This window comes from Winogradskyella sp. PC D3.3, from assembly GCF_054366245.1.
The window spans coordinates 3,362,431-3,385,550 of the sequence record NZ_CM135962.1; the positions used below are offsets into that span (position 1 = coordinate 3,362,431).

19 protein-coding genes are annotated in these 23,120 nt (G+C 33.1%); 7 read left to right on the top strand and 12 right to left on the bottom strand.

Annotated elements, in window-relative coordinates:
* Position 1 precedes the first annotated feature (1 nt).
* A complete protein-coding gene (gene ppk1, locus ACXGSQ_RS14820; RefSeq protein ID WP_458626927.1) occupies positions 2-2,056 on the bottom strand; it encodes a polyphosphate kinase 1 in 2,055 nt (684 codons plus the stop codon).
* On the bottom strand, positions 2,053-2,541 hold the full coding sequence (locus ACXGSQ_RS14825; protein WP_458626928.1) for a SixA phosphatase family protein: 489 nt from the start codon (positions 2,539-2,541) through the stop codon (positions 2,053-2,055). Before ACXGSQ_RS14825 ends, ppk1 begins: the two co-directional genes overlap by 4 nt.
* A 325-nt stretch (positions 2,542-2,866) precedes the next feature.
* Between ACXGSQ_RS14825 and ACXGSQ_RS14830 the strand changes: the two genes are divergently transcribed.
* From ACXGSQ_RS14830 to ACXGSQ_RS14850, 5 genes are all read left to right on the top strand, one after another.
* A complete protein-coding gene (locus ACXGSQ_RS14830) occupies positions 2,867-3,112 on the top strand; it encodes a hypothetical protein (RefSeq protein WP_458626929.1) in 246 nt (81 codons plus the stop codon).
* A 25-nt stretch (positions 3,113-3,137) separates the two neighbouring features.
* Positions 3,138-9,335 (top strand): HYR-like domain-containing protein, encoded by a 6,198-nt coding sequence (locus tag ACXGSQ_RS14835; RefSeq protein WP_458626930.1) that lies wholly within the window; start codon positions 3,138-3,140, stop codon positions 9,333-9,335.
* Positions 9,336-9,349: 14 nt separating this feature from the next.
* Complete coding sequence (locus ACXGSQ_RS14840) at positions 9,350-10,285, top strand: PorP/SprF family type IX secretion system membrane protein (protein ID WP_458626931.1); 936 nt, start codon at positions 9,350-9,352, stop codon at positions 10,283-10,285.
* A 12-nt stretch (positions 10,286-10,297) separates the two neighbouring features.
* Positions 10,298-12,220 (top strand): OmpA family protein, encoded by a 1,923-nt coding sequence (locus tag ACXGSQ_RS14845; protein WP_458626932.1) that lies wholly within the window; start codon positions 10,298-10,300, stop codon positions 12,218-12,220.
* Positions 12,221-12,811: 591 nt separating this feature from the next.
* Positions 12,812-13,033, top strand: a complete 222-nt coding sequence (locus ACXGSQ_RS14850) for a hypothetical protein (protein WP_458626933.1) — start codon at positions 12,812-12,814, stop codon at positions 13,031-13,033.
* A 119-nt stretch (positions 13,034-13,152) separates the two neighbouring features.
* Here the strand turns inward: ACXGSQ_RS14850 and ACXGSQ_RS14855 are convergent, their stop codons facing one another.
* Both ACXGSQ_RS14855 and pdxH read right to left on the bottom strand, forming a co-directional pair.
* Entirely contained in the window at positions 13,153-13,650 is a 498-nt protein-coding gene (locus ACXGSQ_RS14855; protein WP_458626934.1) for a CAP domain-containing protein, read from the bottom strand.
* 261 nt (positions 13,651-13,911) lie between these two features.
* The gene (gene pdxH / locus ACXGSQ_RS14860) at positions 13,912-14,559 is read right to left on the bottom strand and encodes a pyridoxamine 5'-phosphate oxidase (RefSeq protein ID WP_458626935.1); all 648 of its coding nucleotides are present in this window, start codon (positions 14,557-14,559) and stop codon (positions 13,912-13,914) included.
* Between the two features lie 82 nt (positions 14,560-14,641).
* Here pdxH and ACXGSQ_RS14865 point away from each other — a divergent pair, with 82 nt between their 5' ends.
* Positions 14,642-15,073 carry a hypothetical protein gene (locus tag ACXGSQ_RS14865; RefSeq protein ID WP_458626936.1) on the top strand — a complete coding sequence of 144 codons (432 nt, stop codon included), beginning with the start codon at positions 14,642-14,644 and terminating at the stop codon, positions 15,071-15,073.
* Here ACXGSQ_RS14865 and ACXGSQ_RS14870 read toward each other — a convergent pair.
* From ACXGSQ_RS14870 to rpsA, 5 genes are all read right to left on the bottom strand, one after another.
* Positions 15,060-15,968 (bottom strand): ribonuclease Z, encoded by a 909-nt coding sequence (locus ACXGSQ_RS14870; RefSeq protein ID WP_458626937.1) that lies wholly within the window; start codon positions 15,966-15,968, stop codon positions 15,060-15,062. The two genes, ACXGSQ_RS14865 and ACXGSQ_RS14870, sit on opposite strands and share 14 nt — an antisense overlap.
* Before the next feature lie 78 nt (positions 15,969-16,046).
* On the bottom strand, positions 16,047-16,379 hold the full coding sequence (locus ACXGSQ_RS14875) for a ribonuclease Z (RefSeq protein ID WP_458626938.1): 333 nt from the start codon (positions 16,377-16,379) through the stop codon (positions 16,047-16,049).
* A gap of 3 nt (positions 16,380-16,382) precedes the next feature.
* Entirely contained in the window at positions 16,383-17,312 is a 930-nt protein-coding gene (locus ACXGSQ_RS14880) for an aspartate carbamoyltransferase catalytic subunit (RefSeq protein ID WP_458626939.1), read from the bottom strand.
* Between the two features lie 96 nt (positions 17,313-17,408).
* Complete coding sequence (gene pyrR, locus ACXGSQ_RS14885; RefSeq protein WP_458626940.1) at positions 17,409-17,948, bottom strand: bifunctional pyr operon transcriptional regulator/uracil phosphoribosyltransferase PyrR; 540 nt, start codon at positions 17,946-17,948, stop codon at positions 17,409-17,411.
* A 181-nt stretch (positions 17,949-18,129) separates the two neighbouring features.
* A complete protein-coding gene (gene rpsA / locus ACXGSQ_RS14890; protein ID WP_458626941.1) occupies positions 18,130-19,965 on the bottom strand; it encodes a 30S ribosomal protein S1 in 1,836 nt (611 codons plus the stop codon).
* Between the two features lie 290 nt (positions 19,966-20,255).
* On the opposite strand from rpsA, the gene ACXGSQ_RS14895 reads away from it, so the two are divergent.
* The gene (locus ACXGSQ_RS14895) at positions 20,256-20,633 is read left to right on the top strand and encodes a LysM peptidoglycan-binding domain-containing protein (protein WP_458626942.1); all 378 of its coding nucleotides are present in this window, start codon (positions 20,256-20,258) and stop codon (positions 20,631-20,633) included.
* Positions 20,634-20,767: 134 nt separating this feature from the next.
* On the opposite strand, the gene cmk is transcribed toward ACXGSQ_RS14895, so the two are convergent.
* The 3 genes from cmk to ACXGSQ_RS14910 form a co-directional block, all read right to left on the bottom strand.
* Entirely contained in the window at positions 20,768-21,454 is a 687-nt protein-coding gene (gene cmk, locus ACXGSQ_RS14900; RefSeq protein WP_458626943.1) for a (d)CMP kinase, read from the bottom strand.
* A 16-nt stretch (positions 21,455-21,470) separates the two neighbouring features.
* Positions 21,471-22,502: a type IX secretion system protein PorQ gene (gene porQ, locus ACXGSQ_RS14905; protein WP_458626944.1), complete on the bottom strand. Its 1,032-nt coding sequence runs from the start codon at positions 22,500-22,502 to the stop codon at positions 21,471-21,473.
* Positions 22,503-22,575: 73 nt separating this feature from the next.
* The gene (locus ACXGSQ_RS14910) at positions 22,576-23,103 is read right to left on the bottom strand and encodes a LysM peptidoglycan-binding domain-containing protein (RefSeq protein ID WP_458626945.1); all 528 of its coding nucleotides are present in this window, start codon (positions 23,101-23,103) and stop codon (positions 22,576-22,578) included.
* Positions 23,104-23,120 lie beyond the last annotated feature (17 nt).

Consider the following 23,120-nt stretch of genomic DNA (forward strand, 5'->3'; position numbering starts at 1 on the left):
ATTATCCTTCTAATTTATTTAAGTAATACTTATACGTTTCAAATTGAGCTCTTACTTTAGGCTTGTCATTTCTACGATAACGATTATCTTGTTTTTCATCGATAATACGAGCTTTAACATTATCATTCCAACAAATATCAAATAAGTGTTGTAATTCTTGCTTAATATCTTCATCATAGATTGGACAACTAACCTCTACTCTAGTATCTATATTTCTAGTCATCCAATCTGCAGAAGAAATGTAGATTTTAGGATTATTTTGATTCGAAAATATATACAACCGTGTATGTTCTAAAAACTTGTCTATAATACTAATAATCTCAATATTTTCACTCATCCCTTTAACACCAGGCACCAAACAGCAAAGGCCTCTAACAATCATTTGGATTTTTACGCCAGCTCTACTTGCTTCATATAGCTTATCTATCATTTTATAGCTACTTATACTATTCATCTTAAGTTTAATATAAGCTGGTTTACCGTTTTTGGCACATTCAATTTCTTTATCTATTAAAGCAAATAATTTAGATTTGGTATAGTGTGGTGACGTAATAATATGTTTATATCTGTTAATTTTATAATTGACTTCAAAAAAGTCGAATACTTTATTGATTTCCTTTAATATTTTTGAATTAGCCGTCATTAAAGTAAAATCAGTATATATTTTTGCAGTAGACTCGTTAAAATTCCCCGTACTAATAAAACCATACCTTACTAATTTATCATTTTCTTCGCGCTCAATAACACACATTTTACAATGTACTTTTAATCCTGTAACACCAAAGAGCATATTTATGCCCTCGTCTTGCATTTGCTCAGCATAATTAATATTTGCTTCCTCATCAAAACGCGCTCTTAATTCTATAGAAACCGTTACCTTTTTACCATTTTTAGCCGCATTAATTAGAGAACTTGCAACATGAGAAATTTGCGCTAATCTATAAATTGTAATTTTTATAGTTTTTACTTTTGGATCTAATGCTGCCTCTCTAAGAAATTTAACGATGTACGAAAATGTATGGTAAGGCGTATAAACCATATAATCCTTTTTCGCAATAGTACTAAAAATACTTTCTTCTAAACTCAGCCCTTTTACAGGAAGTGGTTTAATTTTGTCGTAGAGTAAATCTGTTCTTCCCAAACTTGGGAAATTCATATAATCTCTACGGTTATGATATCGTCCGCCAGGAATGATACTCTCTTTTTCATCGATAGACATATGCTTAAGAAGAAAATCTAAAGTATCTTGTTCTATATTCATATCATAAACAAAACGCACAGGTGCTCCACTTTGTCTGTCTTTAACACTTTCTGAAAGCTTATCTATAAAACTTTTACTTAAATCACTATCAAATTCTAACTCCCCATCTCTAGTAATTTTAATCATATGAGCAGTAATACTATCGTATTTAAAGATATTAAAAATATCGTCTAAACAATATCTTAAAATATCATCAACCATAATAATATAGTTATTACCGTTTTTACTTGGTAATACTACAAACCGATCCATATCTGAAGAAATCTCTATTAACGCAACCTGGTCCTTTTCATCCTTATTGGTCATTCTCACAGTGAGATAAGCCGAAATATCCATTAGTTCTGGCAACGCAACATCTTCGTTAAGCATTATAACGACTAAAGCCGGACTAATTTCTTGATAGAAGTAGTTTTTAATAAACTCATGATGGTAGTCATCAATTTCAGTTTCATCAATAACATAAATATTCTCATTCTGAAGTTCAACATTAATCTCGTCCAAAATTTTCAAACTGTAACTTTGTTGTTTAATTACAATTTGAGTTATTTCTTCTAAAAGATCACCAGCTTTAATCCCTCCTAATTCTGATTTACCACCTTTTCCTGCTTCATAAATTCGTTTTACAGTAGCGTATCTTACTTTAAAAAACTCATCTAAATTGTTAGAAAAAATCCCAAGAAAACGCAATCTCTCAATTAACGGAACATCCTCATCTGCAGCTTCTTGCAATACACGCTCGTTAAATTTCAACCAACTTAATTCTCTATTTATATAAATGTTTTTATCTTTTGTCATGCTTTTAAATCCTTTGGGATTATAATAAATTCTGTAGTACCTTTTTCCACATCGTTCCAATCATTAACATCAAAATTCAGTTTCACTAAACCACTGGTAGGAAGATTATCTATAAATGTGTCCCCAAATATATTAGAAATTGACGTGAATGCATGATTGTGACCAAAAATCATAACTGCTTTCAAGTCATTTGGTAATGATTTTATAAAGTTGATGACATTACTTCCTTCAAAATCGTATAGATCTTCATCTACAATAATCTGATTATCTGAAAATTCAAACACCTTAGCAAAAATTTTACATGTGCTAAGTGCCCGATTTGCTGGACTTGAAAACAAAACCTTAGGGATGCTACTTTTCCGAATTAACGCTTTAGCAACCAGTTCCGAATCCGTCCTTCCCCTTGATTTTAAAGGCCTATCTCTATCGACCTCGTCAAATTCCCAAGATGACTTACCATGTCTAATAAGTATAATTTCCTTCATACTGTATCGATTAAATACGTTTTTTATCGATAAAATGTTGTATATTTCCGTTTTGACGAGTATATTGCCCCTTTAACACTAATATTTGGCTAATGTTTTAGTTATAAGTTATTTTGTATCGTAAAATTAATGTAAAAGCCTCCAAATTAAAAATATATTAATAAATCCATGTTTTGGTATTTATGTATCAAAAACCCTTCCCTCTAAATATTTTGATTGCCCCATTAAACATAACATATGTTTAACTAATAAATTGATGTATTTCATTATCCATAAAAATAAAACATCGCTAAGCGACTATAAAATTTGTGAATCAATTTTAAATATGAAAACAATAATTACGATCATTTTCACCAGACCAAGCATATTACAAGCTTATAGTCAAGACATTAAAGACTCAGTTGTAAATTTTTTAAAACAACTAAAGATAATGGAAGTCCCTTTTTCTTTAAATAATAATGTATTTAAAACAACATATTCTGCATTGTATCCTTGTACATGGCACAACGATACTTTAAAACATTTGAGCACACCATTTTTATTACAAATTCAAATTTTAAAGCAATCATAGTTTGGTTAACTTAATAAAGTTTAAAATGAAACATCTATACTGTCCTAAATTAAAAACACCTTCCATACTACAGTTAACCCTCGTGTTAATCATGGCACTAAGTATGGTTAGCTTTAACGCTTCTAGTCAAGTTTTAATCCCAAGAAACAAAAAGCCTTCAAAACTACAACAAGTACCTTCTGAGGATCTTAGTTTAACAAATGCTCGTTTTACTAACATTAATAGTTCAAGTTATAATGATTTAGAACAAATGCTCACAGGAGATGCTAATGAAACTTTCGATTGTGCAGACGGTTTTGGATATATACTAACAAATGTTAATAGCTCCAATGGTAATGTCACGGGGTTATATTCATTTGATTTATCTACAAACACGTTTGCTTTAATTAAAGACCCTATACTTGCTGACACATCAACATCTCAATTTATTAATGCTATTGGTTACAATATTGTTGACAATTATATATATGGCTTATTACAAGGCAGTAATAAAGTTGTTAAAATTGATAGCAATGGTGATATAGAACTAATGACGGTCACTGGTTTAATTGGAAATAATTATGCTTCAGGCGATGTTGATGCTAATGGCATTCTATATTTATATGGACAAAATCGGTTTGTTGCCATTGATTTAAATCCAACCAGCCCCGATTATTTAGTTGCTAATGTTGTATTACAATATTCATTAAATATTAATGATATGACTTTTAGCCCTGTTGATAATAATATTTACATGTTAACCAGCACAAGTACACGGTCATTGTTGAAATTTGATACAACGACAAATACCATAACTACTATAGGGCAAGTATCTGGTTTGGAATCAGAAAGCACCGATTCATTTGGTACAGCCTACATGGATGCTTTAGGTAATATGTATGTGGCAAATAATGTTTCAGGAAACACATATAAAATAGAAACCCCTCATTTAGGTGGTTTAACAGCAACTTACTATAGTAATTTACCAGGTGTTAGTCCAGGAGATGGTGCACGTTGCCCATCGCAACCTACCAAACCTATGGCTAATCCAGATGATATTTGTTATAGTACCGATATGGCAAATGTTGTAATAAATGTCGCTGCCAATGATTCTGAAGGAACTTACTCAATAGATATAACATCTGTTCAACTTATTGATCCTATAACTTCGGCACCTTCAAATTCAGTTACAGTTGCTGGTCAAGGAACATTTACTTTAGGAGCTAATGGAGACGTTACATTTGAACCATTATCAACATTTACAGGGACCTCTATAGCATATACCATTTTAGATATTATTGGGTATTCCTCTAATTTAGGTAGCATAACTATTAATTTAAATAATACTGAAGCACCAACAGGTGAGACTACTCAAGAATTTTGTGAAAACGAAAACACCACAATAGCAGATCTAAATGTTTCTGGAAATAACATAACATGGTATTCAAGTCCTAACAACAATACAGTACTTAATTCTAATACGGCTATACATAATGGGACTACTTATTATGCTTCACAAACAAGTACGGAAGGATGTGAAAGTACAGAACGATTAGCCGTTACGGTTCAATTTAATGATGAAATTTCTTTGGTGGATCCTGAGGAAACTAATTGTGTTGTTGTCCACGGAGCACTTTATACCATTGAAGCTTCGTTTACAGGTACGGCCCCCTTTACAGCTTCTGGAGTTGGACAACCTGGGGTTTTTACAAGCAATAATGATGGTACTACCACATGGGTTTCTAGCCCTATTGAAAGTACGGTTGAAACTTATAATGTTACAATATCTGATAAATGCGGATCAATTGACCTCATAGGTTCTTCACCAGCTGAATGTTTAAATACTCCTTTTGATTGTGAGAACGGTTTTGCTTACATTATTGTTAACGACAGAGATGATGAAAACAACTTTGTTTCAGGGTTATACTCTTATGATTTAGCTACACATGCCCAAACCCTAATAAAAGCGCCTTTAATTGAAGACAGTTCAATTTCTCAGTTTGTGAACGGTATTGGTTACAACATTTTAGATAATAATATCTATGGAATACAACAATTCACTAATAATATTGTAAAAATTGACTCCTCTGGAAATATAGAGTTTTTACCCATCCTTGGGCCATTTACTATTGGTGACTACAGTTCAGGTGATATTAATGAAAACGGTATCTTGTTCTTATATGGGGAAAACAAATTTATTTCTATCGATTTAAACCCAACAAGTCCTAACTATTTAAAATCAACAACATTATTAAACTACCCTGTTAGCATTAATGACATAACAGTTAGCCCAGTAGATGGTAACATTTATATGGTAACAAGTACTACTAACAGAAAGTTATTGCGTTTTAATGTTACTACAAATACAGTAGACGATCTTGGTTTAGTTACCGGACTAAATTCTGAAATCACTAATGCGTTTGGAACTGCATATATGGATGCACTTGGAAACATGTACATAGCAAATAATGCATCGGGAAATGTCTATAGGATTGCAACACCAAATACGGGAAATTTAGCAGCGACTCCTTATAATCAATTAATTAATATACTACCAGGTGACGGTGCACGCTGTCCTTCTCAGTTAATTGTTCCTATGGCTGAAGATGATTCTGTTTGTATTACGTCTAATGAAACAGAAATAAATATAAATGTTTTAGAAAATGATTCCGCCGGAACTTATAATATCGATGTAACTTCGGTACAACTGATTGACCCTTTAACATTGTTACCTACTAACACCGTAACGATTTCTAATCAAGGAACATTTACAGTAAATAGTGATGGTAATATACTATTTGAGGCCTTACCTGGTTTTTCTGGAGCTTCTATAGATTATATAATTTCGGATATCATTGGAATCTCATCGATACCAGCAACTATTACGATAAGCTTAAATGAAACTTCAATACCTACAGGGAATGCTATTCAAGAATTTTGTGCGTCTACTGCTCCTACCATTGCTAACCTAAATGCTACTGGCGAAAATATACAATGGTATGCTGATGAAACTGGTGCATCTTCTTTAGATTCGTCTGAATCATTAATAGATGGAGTTACTTATTACGCAACTCAAATTACCGCTGAAGGCTGTGAGAGTCAAGAAAGATTAGCTGTAACAGTTAATTTTACAGCTGACATTACTTTAGTAACTACAGAAACTTTAGAATGTTCAGATGATGGTTCTACTTATGTCTTGATTGCCACCTTTACAGGAACACCACCTTTTACTGTAAATGGTACAGGTCAACCAGGCAGCTGGGTTACAAATAATAACGATACATTTACTTGGACTTCTGATGCAATTTCAAGTAATGAATCCTATAATATTGAAATACACGATGTCAATTCTTGTAATACAATTACCCTAACAGGAGAAGCTGCTAAATGCTGTGAGTTTGAAGTAACATGCCCTACTTTCGAAACAACTACAGTAGCTTGTTACGCAGATTTACCTTCTCAAACAACTTATACTATCGAAGAATTTGAAGCTTTAGGTAATCAAGATGGTATTATAAGCAATAACACTTGTGGCGTTATTAGAATTACAGCTCAGAATGGTAGTGCTCAAAATAATTGTGACCAAATTATTACTCGTACCTATACAATCACATCATATGACGATACAAATGGAAACGGAATTTATGATGAAGATGACACAACGGTTTTAAATAGCACCGAATGCATTCAGCTCATTACTGTCCACGACACTATTCCACCAACGTTTAGTGCCCCTGCTGACATTACTATTGAATGTGATATAGACGCTACAGATCTAACAATTACTGGTGATGTTACTGATGAATCAGACAATTGTTCTACTAATCTTGAAGCGACATTTTCAGACCGTATAACTAATGGTTTATGTTTTGAGTCATACATTATCACACGAACTTGGTCTTTAACTGATGATTGTAATAACACAACCTCATTAATTCAAACGATAACTGTTGAAGATACAACTCCTCCAACATTTACAGTACCTGCTGATATTACGATTGAATGTGATGTGGATGCAACAGATTTAACAATTACTGGTAATATAACTGATAAAGCAGATAACTGCTCAACCGCTCTTATTACTTCTTATTCTGATAGTGTAGCTAATGGAGATTGCCCCAATACTTCTATAATTACCAGAACTTGGTATTTAACGGATGATTGTAAAAACACAACATCTCAAACCCAAACGATTACTGTTCAAGATACAACAGCACCTACATTTAGTGTTCCTGCAGATATTACTATTGAATGTGATGTAGATGTTACTGATTTAACCATCACTGGTGAGGTTACTGATGAAGCTGACAACTGTTCTAGCGATCTTGAAGCGACCTTTAGTGATAGTGTGATTGATGGCTCTTGTCCTAACGCTTCAATTATTACCAGAACGTGGACCTTAACTGATGATTGTGACAATACAACAACAGCTATTCAAACGATTACTGTTCAAGATACAACAGCACCTACATTTAGTGTTCCTGCAGATATTACTATTGAATGTGATGTAGATGTTACTGATTTAACCATTACTGGTGAGGTTACTGATGAAGCTGACAACTGTTCTAGCGATCTTGAAGCGACCTTTAGTGATAGTGCGGTTGATGGCTCTTGTCCTAACGCTTCAATTATTACCAGAACGTGGACCTTAACTGATGATTGTGACAATACAACAACAGCTATTCAAACGATTACTGTTCAAGATACAACAGCACCTACATTTAGCGTTCCTGCAGATATTACTATTGAATGTGATGTAGATGTTACTGATTTAACCATTACTGGTGAGGTTACTGATGAAGCTGACAACTGTTCTAGCGATCTTGAAGCGACCTTTAGTGATAGTGTGGTTGATGGCTCTTGTCCTAACGCTTCAATTATTACCAGAACGTGGACCTTAACTGATGATTGTGACAATACAACAACAGCTATTCAAACGATTACTGTTCAAGATACAACAGCACCTACATTTAGCGTTCCTGCAGATATTACTATTGAATGTGATGTAGATGTTACTGATTTAACCATTACTGGTGAGGTTACTGATGAAGCTGACAACTGTTCTAGCGATCTTGAAGCGACCTTTAGTGATAGTGTGGTTGATGGCTCTTGTCCTAACGCTTCAATTATTACCAGAACGTGGACCTTAACTGATGATTGTGACAATTCAACAACAGCTGTTCAAACGATTACTGTTCAAGATACAACAGCACCGATATTTAATGAAACTTTACCTATGGATCTTGATGCTGAATGTGATGCTGTTCCTACTGCTGAAACATTAACAGCAACTGATAGCTGTGGTACTGCTGAAGTGACATTTGAAGAAGAAATTACAAATGGTACTTGTATGGGCGATTATATCATTGAACGTACATGGACCGCTACTGATAGCTGTGGAAATGAAGCCGTACATACACAAATAATTACAGTGCAAGATAACACTGCACCAACTTTGGTTAGTGCTTTTGAGGACTCAATAAATGTGACATGTGATAGTATTCCTGAAGTTCCAAGTTTGGTATTTGAAGATTCTTGTTCAAATGACATAGAAGTTTCGTTTAACGAAGACTCTAATGCAACTGTTGATTCAAACAACTACGATATTCTTAGAACTTGGACTGTTACAGATGATTGCGGAAATCAGGCTGTATTTACACAAACAATTACAGTAGATATCAGTAATGTCTTTGATGCCATTGATACAACACGTTGTATTTTAGATTCTGAATTTGATTTATTTGAATTATTGACTGGTGATTTCAGTACCGATGGAACATGGACTGTAGTCTCTGGAGATGCAACCCTTAACGGAAGTCTCTTTGACCCGTCTTCTGCGGAAGTTGGTGTTTACACATTTAAATATGAAATTGTTGACGGATCTTGTTCTGTTTCAAAAGAAGTCACTGTAACTTTAGATGATGATTGTGTGGTATTAGCATGTGGTGAGGATGATGTTGTAATATCAAAAACAGTAACGGCTAATGGTGATGCTTATAACGAATTCTTTACCATAACTGGTATTGAAGATTGTGGATTTGTAATAGAACTACAGATATTCAACCGTTGGGGAGCTGAGATTTATAAATCTAACAACTACTTAAACGATTGGAATGGGGAAGCTCATAGTTCTTCTGTCGGAAGTTCTGGAAAAGTCCCAACTGGTACATATTATTATATTATTAACTTAAAAAATAGTGGTTTAGCACCTTTTGCAGGTCCTATCTACGTAGCTACAAATTAATTAAAACTTAACCAATGAAGTTATCAAAAATCATAAGTATTGCGATACTATTTTTGAGTGTTTCTTCTGCCTTTGCCCAGCAGTTACCTCAGTTTACGCAATATATGTTTAACACTATTTCTATTAACCCTGCTTATGCTGGTAGTAGAGAAACGCTAAGTGTTGTTGGATTACATAGAAGTCAATGGGTTGGTTTAGAAGGTGGACCAGAAACACAAACGTTATCTGTTCACTCTCCTTTACGTAACGAAAACATGGGATTAGGTATTTCCTTTATTAATGATAAGTTAGGTTATGAAAACTTCTCATACCTCTATGCAGATTATTCATATACCATTCAAACAAGCGAAACTACCAAATTGGCCTTTGGTATAAAGGGTGGTTTTACGCATTATACTTTAGATGAAGAATTACTTAACGATCCTTCTGTGACTAGTGATCCATTTTTTAATGATGTATCTAACCGTTGGAGTCCAAATATTGGTGCTGGTTTATATTTACATTCCTCACGTTGGTATGTTGGATTATCAGCTCCAAGAATCTTAAATACCGATTATAATAAAGGGAAAAATGGCACTCTTGATTATGTTGCCTTAGAAAGAATAAGTTATTACGTCACGGGTGGTTATGTGTTTGACCTTAGCGAAAACACAAAATTAAAACCTTCTGCTTTGTTAAAAGCAACAAACGGTGCACCTTTATCTTTCGATATTTCAGCAAACTTCCTATTCCATGACAAACTTTGGTTAGGTGGCGCTTATAGAGTTAATCAAAATACAGCTGCACTTGGAGGTATTGCCGATTTTCAAATATCAAAACAATTAAGAATTGGTTATGCTTATGAGTATCCCCTTTCTGATATCAGACCTTACACTAGTGGTACGCACGAAGTATTATTAATGTTTGAAGTCTTTAAAAGTAAACGTATTAAATCGCCTAGATATTTCTAAAAAGCCCTTATTATGAAAATCAAAATATTAGCGCTCCTTATAATTTTATACAGTTCATTCTCTTTTGCCCAAACGAAATTAGCAGATAAATTCTTTGATAATTATGGCTATGTGAAAGCCATAGAATTATATGAAAAAGCTGTTGAAAAAGGAGAAAATACGGCACACGTCTTAACACGATTAGGCGACGCATATTACAATAATTCTAATTCTGAAAAAGCTGTTTACTGGTATGGAAAGGCATTGTCTGAACATAAAAACATTGAAGCTGAATTCATATATAAATACATTCAATCGTTAAGAAGTATTGGAAAATATGAAGAAGCTGATGTTTGGTTTAAAAAGCTTAGTGAAGCACAACAAGGAGATAGTCGCCTAAATGGTTACAATCCTGATGAAGTTGATTTATTTGATAAATTAACCTCTAAGAATAATGATCTTATAGTCACTATTGAAAATTTAGAATTCAATTCTGAAAACTCCGATTTTGGATCTTATATGTTTAACAACACTTTATACTTTGCCTCAGGACGAGGTGATGCAAAAAAAGTGTACAATTGGAACAAAGAACCTTTTTTAGATATCTTTCAAATTGAAGTTAAGGATGACGAAAATGGTACCCGAACTTACGGCTCACCTTCTCAAATTAATGCAGCTAACGTAAATACAGACTATCATGAAGCTTCTATGGCTATCACAAACGACGGTAAAACTATGTATTTCACTAGAGATAACACTAGTAAACGCAATAGACTAAAATATGATAAACAAGGAACTACACATCTTAAAATTTATAAAGCAACATTAGTTGATGATGAATGGACCGCGGTTGAAGAACTACCTTTTAATGACGATTTATATTCTACTGGTCATCCTGCTTTAAGTCCAGATAACACAACTTTATACTTTGTATCCGATCGTGAAGGAGGCATTGGACAAACAGATATTTATTCTGTGACCATAAATGATGATGGTACTTATGGAACCCCTGAAAATTTAGGTGATGATATTAATACAGAAGGTCGCGAAATGTTTCCTTTTGTAAGTAAAGACAACACCTTCTACTTTTCTTCAGATGGGCATTTAAATTTAGGATTATTAGATATTTTTCAATCTAATATCTTAAAGGAAGAAGCCACAACGGATCCTGTAAATATTGGTGCCCCTTTTAATAGTGGCTATGACGATTTTGCATATTTTATTGATAGCGAAACTCAAAGAGGTTACTTTTCGTCTAACAGACCTGAAGGAAAAGGAAGTGACGATATCTATAGCTACAACATTACTGAATGTAAACAACAACTTACAGGTGTAGCTAGAGAGCAAAGAACAGATATTATATTACCAGGTGTTACAGTACAACTGATTGATGAAACTGGTAAAATTATAGAGGAAGTTGTAACTAAAGGCGATGGTGCTTATACATTTGACGTAGAATGTGATAAAACGTATACGATTTTAGGATCAAAACCAGACTATAAAGATGATAAAGGATCTATTACAACCAATAATGAAAATGAAAAAGTTAATACATTAGACTTATCATTAAGACCATTAATTCAAGATAATCAGATTGTTATTAATCCTATATTCTTTGATTTTGATAAATCAAATATAAGAACTGATGCGGAATACGAATTAGAGAATATTGTTGATGTTCTACGCAAACACCCTGAAATGATTATTAAAATTGAATCACATACCGATAGTCGAGGTCGCGATAAATACAATATGAAATTATCAGATAGACGTGCAAAATCTACTAGAGATTATATCTTATCTAGAGGTATTAGTGCAAATCGAATAGAAAGTGCAATAGGTTATGGTGAAACACAACTTTTAAATGATTGCGGAAATAATTCTAAATGTTCAGAAGAAGAGCACCAATTAAATAGACGTTCTTATTTCTATATTTTGGATAGAGATAAGGAATAAATCCAAATAACATCAATTAAAAAAGAGTAAGCTTGTAATAAGTTTGCTCTTTTTTTGTTAGTACTTTTAAGGCCTGTATTTGATTAAACAAAGCACCATAATGACATATGTATTATCATTATTCATACTATTCATAAACTTACCTTCCCATTCTCAAACCTTAAAAGGGAGTATCTCCAATAGCATCGCAAATAAAACATTAGCTTACGTCAATTTTGTTATTAAAAATAAAAATATGGTAAGTTATGTAATGAAGATGGTGGACACGTCTTAGACATCGCTAAAATAATTATTACAGACATATCTTAGTCATTATATTTAATCTTTAATTTTAAGTAGAAGAAAATCATATGATACTCATAAGACAAGTATTTCAACAAGCCCTAGAAAGCAGGTGTTTCCGGTATCTATTCCTTTTGGTTATGAAACGACCACTTTAATAGAAAACACTAAGCAACGCAACGCAGAGGAAAATTAATTCAACTCAAATTAAAATTTAAAGGTTCAAGTCGCGATACGAACAAAACGCACCAAACCTATTATAGATTTGCTTTTTATAAGCTAAATGACCTAGGATTTCCTGGTGAGCTTATGCATTATGAAAACCTTATTATTAAGCCACAAAAAAATGCTAAGAATTATAAATTAGATTTAGAGGATAAAATTATTCCGTTTGGTGAAAGTGGAATTTTTGTTGGTATAGAAACCATACAACAAGAACATATTGAACTCACAAATTCAATGTACTTAACTACACCAAGTATTCTGCATACACACAGCGTAAAACAATTAAAATATACACCTTTTCATTGAAATAATTGGTCTAAGCATTCTCGAAAATCTGTTTTTAAAAAGAGCTATTATGCAGTGCCTTTTATAAAAGTTAAAGTCGGGTATAAAAGCCAGTGAATACGGTCTACAAGTGAAGCAAACTATCGTTTAATAAATATATTAGTAAAGTACCACTTACCTTCACTATTCTGCTCTGCAGAGACATCAAAATCGGTATAATCACCTTGAATATTATCTCTATGGCTTGGACTCGCTAACCATGCATTTACAACCGATTCTGCAGAACTAAAACCATAAGCTACATTTTCTGTAACGATATTAGCATTAGCATTGGCCTGTAAACTTTGTTTTCTTAAATAGAAATGATCATGAGAGACATTATTAACTTCAATCATATAATCCGTGTGTGTAGAAGCTACAGCTTTAACTGTATTGTGATTATTTAAAGGATTTAATCCTTCAGTAATGCGATAAGCATTAATAAGCTCCATAATTTCAATCTCTATGGATTTGGCTTGAGGGGCCACTGGAATTTCAATTGAATTTAACGCTTCATCATCGGTAGTGTCTTTTGCACAAGAAGTGAAACTAAAAAGGGCAACAATAGCCAAAATTGGCAAGAGTCTAGCTGCATTCATAATGTAGGGTCTTTAGATTTGGGACTACTAAATTAACCGTACAGCTAAGCTAGACTGTTAAGAAAATGTTAAAATCGATAAACGACATACGGTTTATCGGTTTTTAATGTAAATCATCGATGAAATACACTTTAAAAAACAAAAAAACGACATTTAAACCTGTGATTATTGTATTTCATCGGCAATTAAACCCAGTCTGTTTGCTGTGAATTTTAGCTTTACAAAATCGGCTAAATAACTACAATCAGTATCACAATCGTTTTAAGGAGCTAGACGTTCCATTTTCCAATTATAATCCTCTCGAAGTTGATATCGGATTCTATCGTGTAGTCTATTGGGTCTACCCTGCCAAAATTCAAGCTCTACGGGTTTAATAATAAACCCGCCCCAATACTGAGGTCGTTCAATCTCTACTCCTTCAAATTTAGCTTCAAGGTCTTTTAGTTTATTATCTAATTCTTGTCTATTTGCAATCACTTCGCTTTGATTAGAAACAACAGCTCCTAATTGACTCCCTCTTGGTCGCGATTCAAAATACCCATCACTAAGGTTTTCTGAAATCTTTTCAGCTTTACCCTTAATAATAATTTGTCGTTCTGCTGCATGCCAAAAGAACGATAAACAGACATTAGGATTCTCTGCAATAGCTTTACCTTTTTCACTGTTGTAATTGGTATAGAATATAAATCCTTCGTGTGTATATTTTTTAAGTAACACTACTCTACTTTTAGGGTAACCATCTAAGCCAATCGTTGAGATGGTCATAGCATTTGTTTCATCCACATTAAAATGCGTATCAACTTCTATAAACCAATCTCTAAATAACTCCATTGGGTTTTCGGATATCGTGTCTAATAATAGCTGCCCCTTTTCGTAAGATTTTCTATAATCACCTAAGTCTGTTTCCATTACGTTTTTATTTTAATTTTTCTTCTTCTATTATTTTTTACATCGCAATTTTCCCTATAAATTTAAGGATTAAAATACAAAAATGAAGTTTGAGGACAGTAAATATTCTACACAATTAAAGTACACAAAAGAAGAATTTTCATTTGGCACCATATACGTAACAGAACATTTTTTATTATCTGAATTTAACGAAGGTATACATGTGGATTATACTATTGCTAGCGAATTAATTTCTAGATTTAGTGAATTAATCTCTGCCAATACTAAAATAGGTTATATTGCCAATCGTTATAACTCATATTCTTTTGACCCACAACTTTGGGTTGATTTTAACAAAGACTATGATGTCTTTGTAGCTTCGGCCATTGTAACTTATTCTAATTTTAGTTACCTCAATGCTTCTTTAGAAAAGCAATTTTTTAATAAAAGTCTAAAACGCTGCAAAAGTTTAGAAGAAGCCATAGAATGGACTATGAATTTAGAAGAATTTAAGACTGATGTTAATCAAAATTAAATGTTTTACCATCTTTAGATAGTAGTACATTGTCGAACACCATTTTAGCTTCCGTTTTAAATGCTTCGTAACCATTGTAACGTGTTGAGTAATGTCCTAAGATTAAAGTTCCTACATTAGCTTTCTTAGCTATCGTAGCAGCTTGTTTAGCTGTACTATGTTTTGTAGGAATGCAAAGGGCTTCATTTTTCTCTAAAAATGTAGACTCATGATACAATACGGTACAGTTCTTTATAATTGGAATAATGTCTTCATTATAGATGGTATCACTACAAAAGGCATAACTTTTTGCAGGAATTGGATCTTTAGTCACTTTTGCATTACTAATTAAAACTCCATCTTCGTTTTCAACATCAACCCCTTGTTTTAACTTTCTGAAATAGGCCTTATCAATATTAGCTTCATTAACTAAATTAATATCTATTTTACGTTCATTTTCTTTCTCTTTAAATAGAAAGCCATTAGTGTAAATACGATGCTTTAAAGGAATCGTATGTACTTCAACTTTATCATCTTCATATATTAATTCGGACTCTTTTGAACGTAACTCATGAAAAATCAGAGGATAGTTTGTCCAACTTTCTGATAATTTCATTTGAAGCGTTATCACCTCTTTTAAGCCTTTAGGTGCATATATATGAAGTTCCGTTTCTCGTGTCAACAATCCAAAAGTGCTCACCAATCCTGTTAAACCTAAATAATGGTCACCATGAAGATGCGAGATAAAAATATGCTTAATCCTTGAAAACTTTACCTTATTTTTTCTCAGTTGCACTTGTGTCCCCTCTCCGCAATCAATCAAAAACATATGGTTATTAATCTCTAAAACTTGTGCAGTTGGATTGATGTTAATACTTGGAGTGGCACTATGGCAGCCGAGAATGGTTAATTTCATTAATTATTTTTTGTGAAGTTCTTAAACTGCTAAATCGTTAGTTGTTAACGATGAACATCTTAAAAACCAACACTATTATTACAATTCTAAATCGCGTTCAATATCTTCCATTTCGATTATATCATAAGCTTCTTGTAGTGTTGGCACCACAACTATTTCATCTGGCATTTGCTCCAAATCTACATTTTCAGATACAATAACAAAACTCTTTTTATCTCCCCTATGATTATTACTCAATCGTAAAAACTCAATTATATCTTCTAATGAAACCTTATCTAAACTCGTTAAATTTACGATAAGGTGATCATTTTTATAAGTTTCATAAGCTTGTTCAATATTTTGAACTAACGTTTTTACAGCTGCTGCTTCTTGTGTAATTATGGTAATGTTACCGTCTCTATCTATTATCATAATTTATTGTTTTATTTTAGACGCTAAAAGATAAATCACGGCCATCCTAACCGCTACTCCATTTTCTACTTGATTTAAAATTATAGCTTGTTTAGAATCTGCAACATCACTTGTAATTTCTACTCCCCGGTTTATTGGTCCAGGGTGCATAATCACAATCTCTTTATCTAAGCTGTCTAATAGTTCTTTATTAACTCCAAATTGTTGTGTATATTCTCTTGTAGAAGGAAAATAACTAATATCCATACGCTCATTCTGTACGCGTAGCATATTAGCAACATCGCACCACTCCAACGCTTTTTTAAGATTGGTTTCTACTTTAACCCCTAAATCTTTAATATATTTTGGAAGCAAAGTTTTAGGTCCACACACCATAACATTAGCTCCTTGTAATTGTAAGGCATAAATATTTGAAAGGGCAACACGACTGTGTAAAATATCACCAACAATAACGACGTTCTTCCCTTTAACGCTTCCTAATTTCTCTCGAATTGAATACGAATCTAACAAAGCTTGTGTAGGATGCTCATGTGCTCCATCTCCTGCATTAATAATACTAGCGTTAACATGTTTTGAAAGAAAGACACCAGCTCCAGGATTGGGATGGCGCATAACCACCATATCCACTTTCATTGAAAGTATATTATTAACCGTATCTATAAGCGTTTCTCCTTTTTTAACTGAAGATTGCGAAGCTGAAAAATTAATCACATCTGCCGACAATCGTTTTTCGGCCAACTCAAAAGACAATTTTGTTCGTGTTGAATTTTCAAAAAATAAATTGGCAATAGTAATATCTCTAAGTGATGGTACTTTTTTAATAGGTCTATTTATAACCTCTTTAAACTGATCTGCAGTTTCAAAAATAAGGTCGATATCTCCTTTAGTGAGATACTTTATTCCTAATAAGTGATTGACACTTAATTCGCTCATTTTGTTTTGCTTTATTTAGCTTTTGGCTATTAGCTTTTGGCCTTTAGCGCTTCATTTTTAGTTTTCAACTTCGATTTCAAGTTCGAGTTCATCTTCTTACTTATCTACCAAATAAACAGCATCTTCTCCTTCATTTTCAACCCATTTCACTATGACTTTCTGATTATCGATAGCATCGACTTGACGTCCTCTGTAATTAGGTTGAATTGGTAAATGTCTGCTAAATCGTCTATCGATTAAGGTTAATAACTGAATATCTTTGGGCCTACCAAAAGATTGAATCGCTGTTAATGCCGACCTAATACTTCGTCCTGTATATAAAACATCATCAATAAAGACGACATTTTTATCTTCGACTATAAAATCTATTTTGGTTGTGTTAGCTTCTAGTGGTTTGTCTCCTCTTCTAAAATCGTCTCTAAAAAACGTGATATCTAAATGTCCTAATTGAATATTCTTAATCTTATAATCGTCAGTGAGTAGCTGTGCTAAACGATCTGCTAAAAATTTTCCTCGAGGTTGAAGACCAATTAATACCGTTTCAGAAAAATCATCATGATTTTCAATGAGTTGACAAGCCAATCTATGAAGGGTAATATTGACTTCTTTAGAGTTAAGTAGTACTTTCTGACTCATATCGTTTCCAAACGTTGTTGGCTTACAAAGTTAGGATAAATTATTTTGTTGGCAATGCTTTTTTCTTGCAAAGGCAGTGTACTGAGTAGATAACCAAACCATGGCATAAAAAAGCCTCCCGAAAAATCGAGAGGCTTTAAATTATAGATTAATGAGATTCCTTTTTTCAAAGGAATTGGGATTATTTCTTCCCGTCCATTTTATCTTTAAGCGCTTGTAAAGCATCATTTGCATCACCTAAAGTTGGTTTAGCTTCAGCCGCTTGAGCTTCCTGTTTTCTAACAGCTTGCTTAACGATTTTAGCTTCTTCTTCTCTAAATACTGCTGTATGAGATGCTACAACACGTTTGAATTCTTTGTTAAATTCAATGATTTTGAATTCTGCTTCTTCACCTTTAGCAAGTTTAGAACCATCTTCTTTCTCTAAGTGACGTGCTGGTACAAAGGCAATGATATCTTCGTTAAAATCAATTGTTGCTCCTTTATCTACCATCTCTGTGATAGCTGCTTTATGTACTGTATCTAAAGCGAACTCAGTTTCGTACTTATCCCAAGGGTTTTCAGTAGTTTGTTTATGACCTAAAGATAATTTACGTCCATCTACATCTAACTCTAATACAACGACATCTAAAGTATCACCTACGTTACAGAACTCAGATGGATGCTTAATTTTCTTAGTCCAAGATAAATCTGAGATATAAATTAATCCGTCGATACCTTCTTCTAATTCAACAAAAACACCAAAGTTTGTAAAGTTACGTACAATACCTGTGTGCTTAGAACCTACAGGATACTTAGTAGTAATATCAGTCCATGGATCTGGTGTTAATTGCTTAATACCAAGAGACATTTTTCTGTCTTCTCTATCTAAAGTTAAGATAACCGCATCGATTTCATCTCCAACAGACACAAAATCTTGAGCAGAACGTAAATGCGTAGACCAAGACATTTCACTTACGTGAACTAATCCTTCTACACCTTCTTCAACTTCAACAAAAGCACCGTAATCAGCGATAACTACGACTTTACCTTTTACTTTATCTCCTACTTTTACATCTTCACCTAAAGCTTCCCAAGGGTGCTTAGATAATTGTTTAAGACCTAATTGGATTCTTGATTTGTTTTCATCAAAATCAAGGATTACAACATTTAATTTCTGATCTAACTCAACAATCTCATTTGGATGGTTGATACGAGACCAAGATAAATCTGTAATATGAACTAAACCATCTACACCACCTAAATCGATAAACACACCATAAGAAGTAATATTTTTTACAATACCTTCTAAGACTTGTCCTTTTTCTAGTTGACCAATGATTTCTTTCTTTTGTTCTTCAATATCAGCTTCGATTAACGCTTTATGAGACACCACTATGTTTTTGAATTCGTGATTGATTTTCACAACTTTAAATTCCATAGTTTTGTTTACATACTGATCGTAATCTCTAATAGGCTTCACATCGATTTGAGAACCTGGCAAGAATGCTTCTATACCAAATACGTCAACGATCATACCACCTTTAGTTCTGCATTTTACAAAACCGTTTACAATTTCACCTGTATCGTGTGCGTTATTAACACGTTCCCATGCTTTAATTACACGCGCTTTTCTGTGAGATAATACTAATTGACCAGTTGCATCTTCACGCACATCAATTAATACTTCAACTTTATCACCTACTGCTAAGTTTGGGTTGTAACGAAATTCGTTAAGTGAAATTACACCTTCCGATTTTGCGTTAATATCAATAATTGCATCACGATCTGTGATAGTGATTACAGTACCTTCTACAACTTCGTCATCTAAAGTGTCAACGAAATTTTCTGATACTAGTTTTTCAAATTCTTCTAATTTAGTATCCGCTACTTGCTCAATTCCTTCTTCGTAATTGTGCCAATCGAATTCTTTTAAGAATTTTTCTGGGTTTGCTTGAGCTTCAGAGATTACTGGAGCTGCTGCTTGAGTTGCTTCAGTTGCTTCAACTTCAGCTTGGTTTGTTTCTTTTTCAGACATTTGTGCTGAATAAAAATTTGTATTCTGTATCTTTTGAAAGATTAGCGAAAAATTTACAGAAGTTATTAATTATGATTTTTCTTATTCCTTTTCTACTTTTCTTAACATCGCTAAAAAGGAGTGCAAAAGTACTATATATTATTCTGAAAACCAAACACTAAATAATGTGACTTTATATTAATGGATGTGTCTTATAAAATAGGATATCGATTTGATGCTTAGAACACTAACAATTGGCATATAAATTTGGTATCTTTACAAAGAGTATTAATTTTTAAAAATATAAAAAAATGGTTAGAGCTAAATATCAAGATGTATTAGATTTAGGAGAACAATTAAACATTCAAGACGGAAATGTTACTGAAGAGAATGGAGTATTAAAAGTTGTAGGAACTGCCGCAACACAATACGAAAAAAACTTACTTTGGGATAAAATAAAAGCAACTGGAGGTGACAATCCTTCAGATATAATGGCTGACATTAAAGTTGCCGATGACACCATTTACGCAAGACATACGGTGGCTTCTGGTGAAACATTAGGGAAAATTGCAAAACACTATTATGGTGATGCCATGAAGTACAAAGATATCTTTGCTGCCAATTCTGATATTTTAAAGAACCCTGATATGATTCATCCTGATCAAGAATTAATTATTCCTAATCTTTAATTAGGATATTTTTTATTATCTTTGATGTAACAAAGAGTGACTTCTTAATTACATCAAAAGACTTCTAAAAATTATTAAAGCGATAAACATAATGTTTATCGCTTTTTTATAGTTATTATTTTAAACTCGTAAGGCTACGATATAAGATCTTTAGCCCAACCAACAATAGTATCCAACTGCTCCTCTAGCGTCAAATTAGAGTTATCAATTTCAATAGCATCCTCTGCTTTTACTAAAGGGGAATCTTCTCGTGTAGAATCGATATGATCTCTTGTGGTTACATTTTCTAAGACATCTTCATAACTCAATTCGTGACCACGATCTAGCAATTCTTTGTAACGACGCTTGGCTCTTGTTTCGGCAGAAGCGGTCATAAATATTTTTAATTCTGCCTCAGGAAAAACTACAGTACCTATATCACGTCCATCCATAACAATGCCTTTATCTTTTCCCATAAGCTGCTGTTGCTCCACTAACTTTCGTCTAACTTCAGATAAAGTAGCTACAGGACTCACAAATTTTGAAACTTTAAGTGTTCTAATTGCCGCTTCTATGTTTTTACCATTTAAATAAACTTCAGCAAAACCTGCCAATTTATTAAACTTAAACGTAATTGTAATATCGTCTAAATGATTTATTAATTGGTCTTCTTTAAAAAAACCATCACCTATAAATTGGTTTTCCAAAGCAAAATAAGTCACAGCTCTATACATTGCTCCTGTATCTACATAAATATAGTTTAGCTTTTTAGCTAGCCGTTTAGCAACTGTACTTTTTCCTGTGGATGAAAATCCGTCTATAGCAATAATAATTTTATTCAATGTTGTCTTATTTAATTTACCTTCTTCGGCCATCTAAATCAATTTGAAGTCCGAAAAAACTAGTATTAGAAGCTCCTGTATACCTTGCATGCGTATAACTAAAACGCATTTTGTTTAATTTAATTCCAATACCGACAGAAAGTCCTGAAAAATTTCTTTGATCAACAATTCGTAATTCCTCTGCGCGTCTAAAGTTGTAACCTAATCTAACATTAAAACCTCCTTCTGGAAATAATTCTGCTCCCAAAATTAAATGTCGTAAGCCCTTATTTAAAAAGCCTACTTTTTCTTCTGTTTGGTTACCATCTAAATCGGTTGTTGCTCTAGCTGGATTGGACACTGCTATTGGCCATTTTTGTAGATTCTCTAACGTTAAATGCCAACGTAACGGCACATTTTCTAGCGTTTGTGACATTCCAAAATTAATTTCGAAAGGTAATGGTTCGTTTTGACCAGCGTAAGTTGTAAACTGTGTTCCTATATTTCTTATGGTTAATGCCGCATGAAAATCGAGTTTTTCATTAATATACATAGCGCCAAAATCTACCGCACCTCCAATAGAATTATATTGTTCTAATGCTGATGTAATCATCTTAACATTAGCACCAACATAAAAATCTGTATATGGAATATGATAATTATAACCTGCAGATATTGCGGTTTCATTACCATTAAAAGTCCCTGTAGAATTCCCATTAACATCATAACCATCAAAACTACCGTAATTAATGTAGGTAACACCAAAGTGAAAGGTTTGTACATGTCTATCCCAAGTATAAGCATAAGCCGCTGTACCATAACTAACACCACCTAAATAATTGGAATAATTGACAGCCAATTGATTACTCATTTGGTAATTAATAGAAGCAGGATTATAAAGAGCTTCCGTAACATCATGATCAAAGTTGGTAATAATCTTTCCACCCAAAGCTGCTTGTCTTGGAGACGACACCAAATTGAGAAATTGATACGTTGCCTCACCTCCCAATTGCGCAAACATTGGCAGAGACAAAAGCATTAAAAATAAGGTGGTAATCCTTTTAATCATAGATTTTGCAAAATAACTAAATCTATCTTAAAACGATGATATGATTTTTTTATTTTTTGAGTGTGGTTCTTTTCTATTTTAATTGCACCTTTTGACCAATTTTAATAACATCACTCTTTAAGCCATTGATGTCTTTAAGTGCTTTTACTGTTGTACCGTTTTCTTTCGCAATTCGGTATAAGTTATCTCCTTTTTTAACAACCCATACTAATGTATGTTCTTTCTCACTCATATTATCAAAATTACGGACTCTTAATTTTTGTCCTGCAGTTATAAGTGTGGTTTCTAAATTATTAGCTTTTTTTAATTCACCTAAAGTTGTCTTATACTTTACTGATAGTTTAAATAAATTATCTCCTTCTTTTACCATATGAAAATCAGAATCATTATCAGCCTCTAGATTTGTAGGTATTGATACATTAATAACGCTACGATTTGTCTCCAAAATCAATGTTGTTTCAACCGAATCTCTTGGGGTTTCAACCGTCTTATCTTCTAATTGCACAAGGGAAATTTCACCGGTGAGTATATTCAATCTTGCTGGCTTTCCATCTAATATAACATTTTTAAATTTTACTTCGTCTTGAGCACAAATACTCATTAACGAAGTAAAACTTA

Excerpts from the sequence above, each read along its gene's own strand:
- ACXGSQ_RS14870 (WP_458626937.1), bottom strand. The coding sequence starts at position 15,968 with ATGAAATTAACCATTCTCGGCTGCCATAGTGCCACTCCAAGTATTAAC.
- ACXGSQ_RS14910 (WP_458626945.1), bottom strand. The coding sequence starts at position 23,103 with ATGAGTATTTGTGCTCAAGACGAAGTAAAATTTAAAAATGTTATATTA.
- ACXGSQ_RS14840 (WP_458626931.1), top strand. The coding sequence starts at position 9,350 with ATGAAGTTATCAAAAATCATAAGTATTGCGATACTATTTTTGAGTGTT.
- ACXGSQ_RS14850 (WP_458626933.1), top strand. The coding sequence starts at position 12,812 with ATGCATTATGAAAACCTTATTATTAAGCCACAAAAAAATGCTAAGAAT.
- porQ (WP_458626944.1), bottom strand. The coding sequence starts at position 22,502 with ATGATTAAAAGGATTACCACCTTATTTTTAATGCTTTTGTCTCTGCCA.
- ACXGSQ_RS14880 (WP_458626939.1), bottom strand. The coding sequence starts at position 17,312 with ATGAGCGAATTAAGTGTCAATCACTTATTAGGAATAAAGTATCTCACT.
- rpsA (WP_458626941.1), bottom strand. The coding sequence starts at position 19,965 with ATGTCTGAAAAAGAAACAAACCAAGCTGAAGTTGAAGCAACTGAAGCA.
- ACXGSQ_RS14835 (WP_458626930.1), top strand. The coding sequence starts at position 3,138 with ATGAAACATCTATACTGTCCTAAATTAAAAACACCTTCCATACTACAG.
- ACXGSQ_RS14855 (WP_458626934.1), bottom strand. The coding sequence starts at position 13,650 with ATGAATGCAGCTAGACTCTTGCCAATTTTGGCTATTGTTGCCCTTTTT.
- ACXGSQ_RS14895 (WP_458626942.1), top strand. The coding sequence starts at position 20,256 with ATGGTTAGAGCTAAATATCAAGATGTATTAGATTTAGGAGAACAATTA.
- ACXGSQ_RS14875 (WP_458626938.1), bottom strand. The coding sequence starts at position 16,379 with ATGATAATAGATAGAGACGGTAACATTACCATAATTACACAAGAAGCA.
- ACXGSQ_RS14825 (WP_458626928.1), bottom strand. The coding sequence starts at position 2,541 with ATGAAGGAAATTATACTTATTAGACATGGTAAGTCATCTTGGGAATTT.
- ppk1 (WP_458626927.1), bottom strand. The coding sequence starts at position 2,056 with ATGACAAAAGATAAAAACATTTATATAAATAGAGAATTAAGTTGGTTG.
- pdxH (WP_458626935.1), bottom strand. The coding sequence starts at position 14,559 with ATGGAAACAGACTTAGGTGATTATAGAAAATCTTACGAAAAGGGGCAG.
- pyrR (WP_458626940.1), bottom strand. The coding sequence starts at position 17,948 with ATGAGTCAGAAAGTACTACTTAACTCTAAAGAAGTCAATATTACCCTT.
- ACXGSQ_RS14845 (WP_458626932.1), top strand. The coding sequence starts at position 10,298 with ATGAAAATCAAAATATTAGCGCTCCTTATAATTTTATACAGTTCATTC.
- ACXGSQ_RS14830 (WP_458626929.1), top strand. The coding sequence starts at position 2,867 with ATGAAAACAATAATTACGATCATTTTCACCAGACCAAGCATATTACAA.
- ACXGSQ_RS14865 (WP_458626936.1), top strand. The coding sequence starts at position 14,642 with ATGAAGTTTGAGGACAGTAAATATTCTACACAATTAAAGTACACAAAA.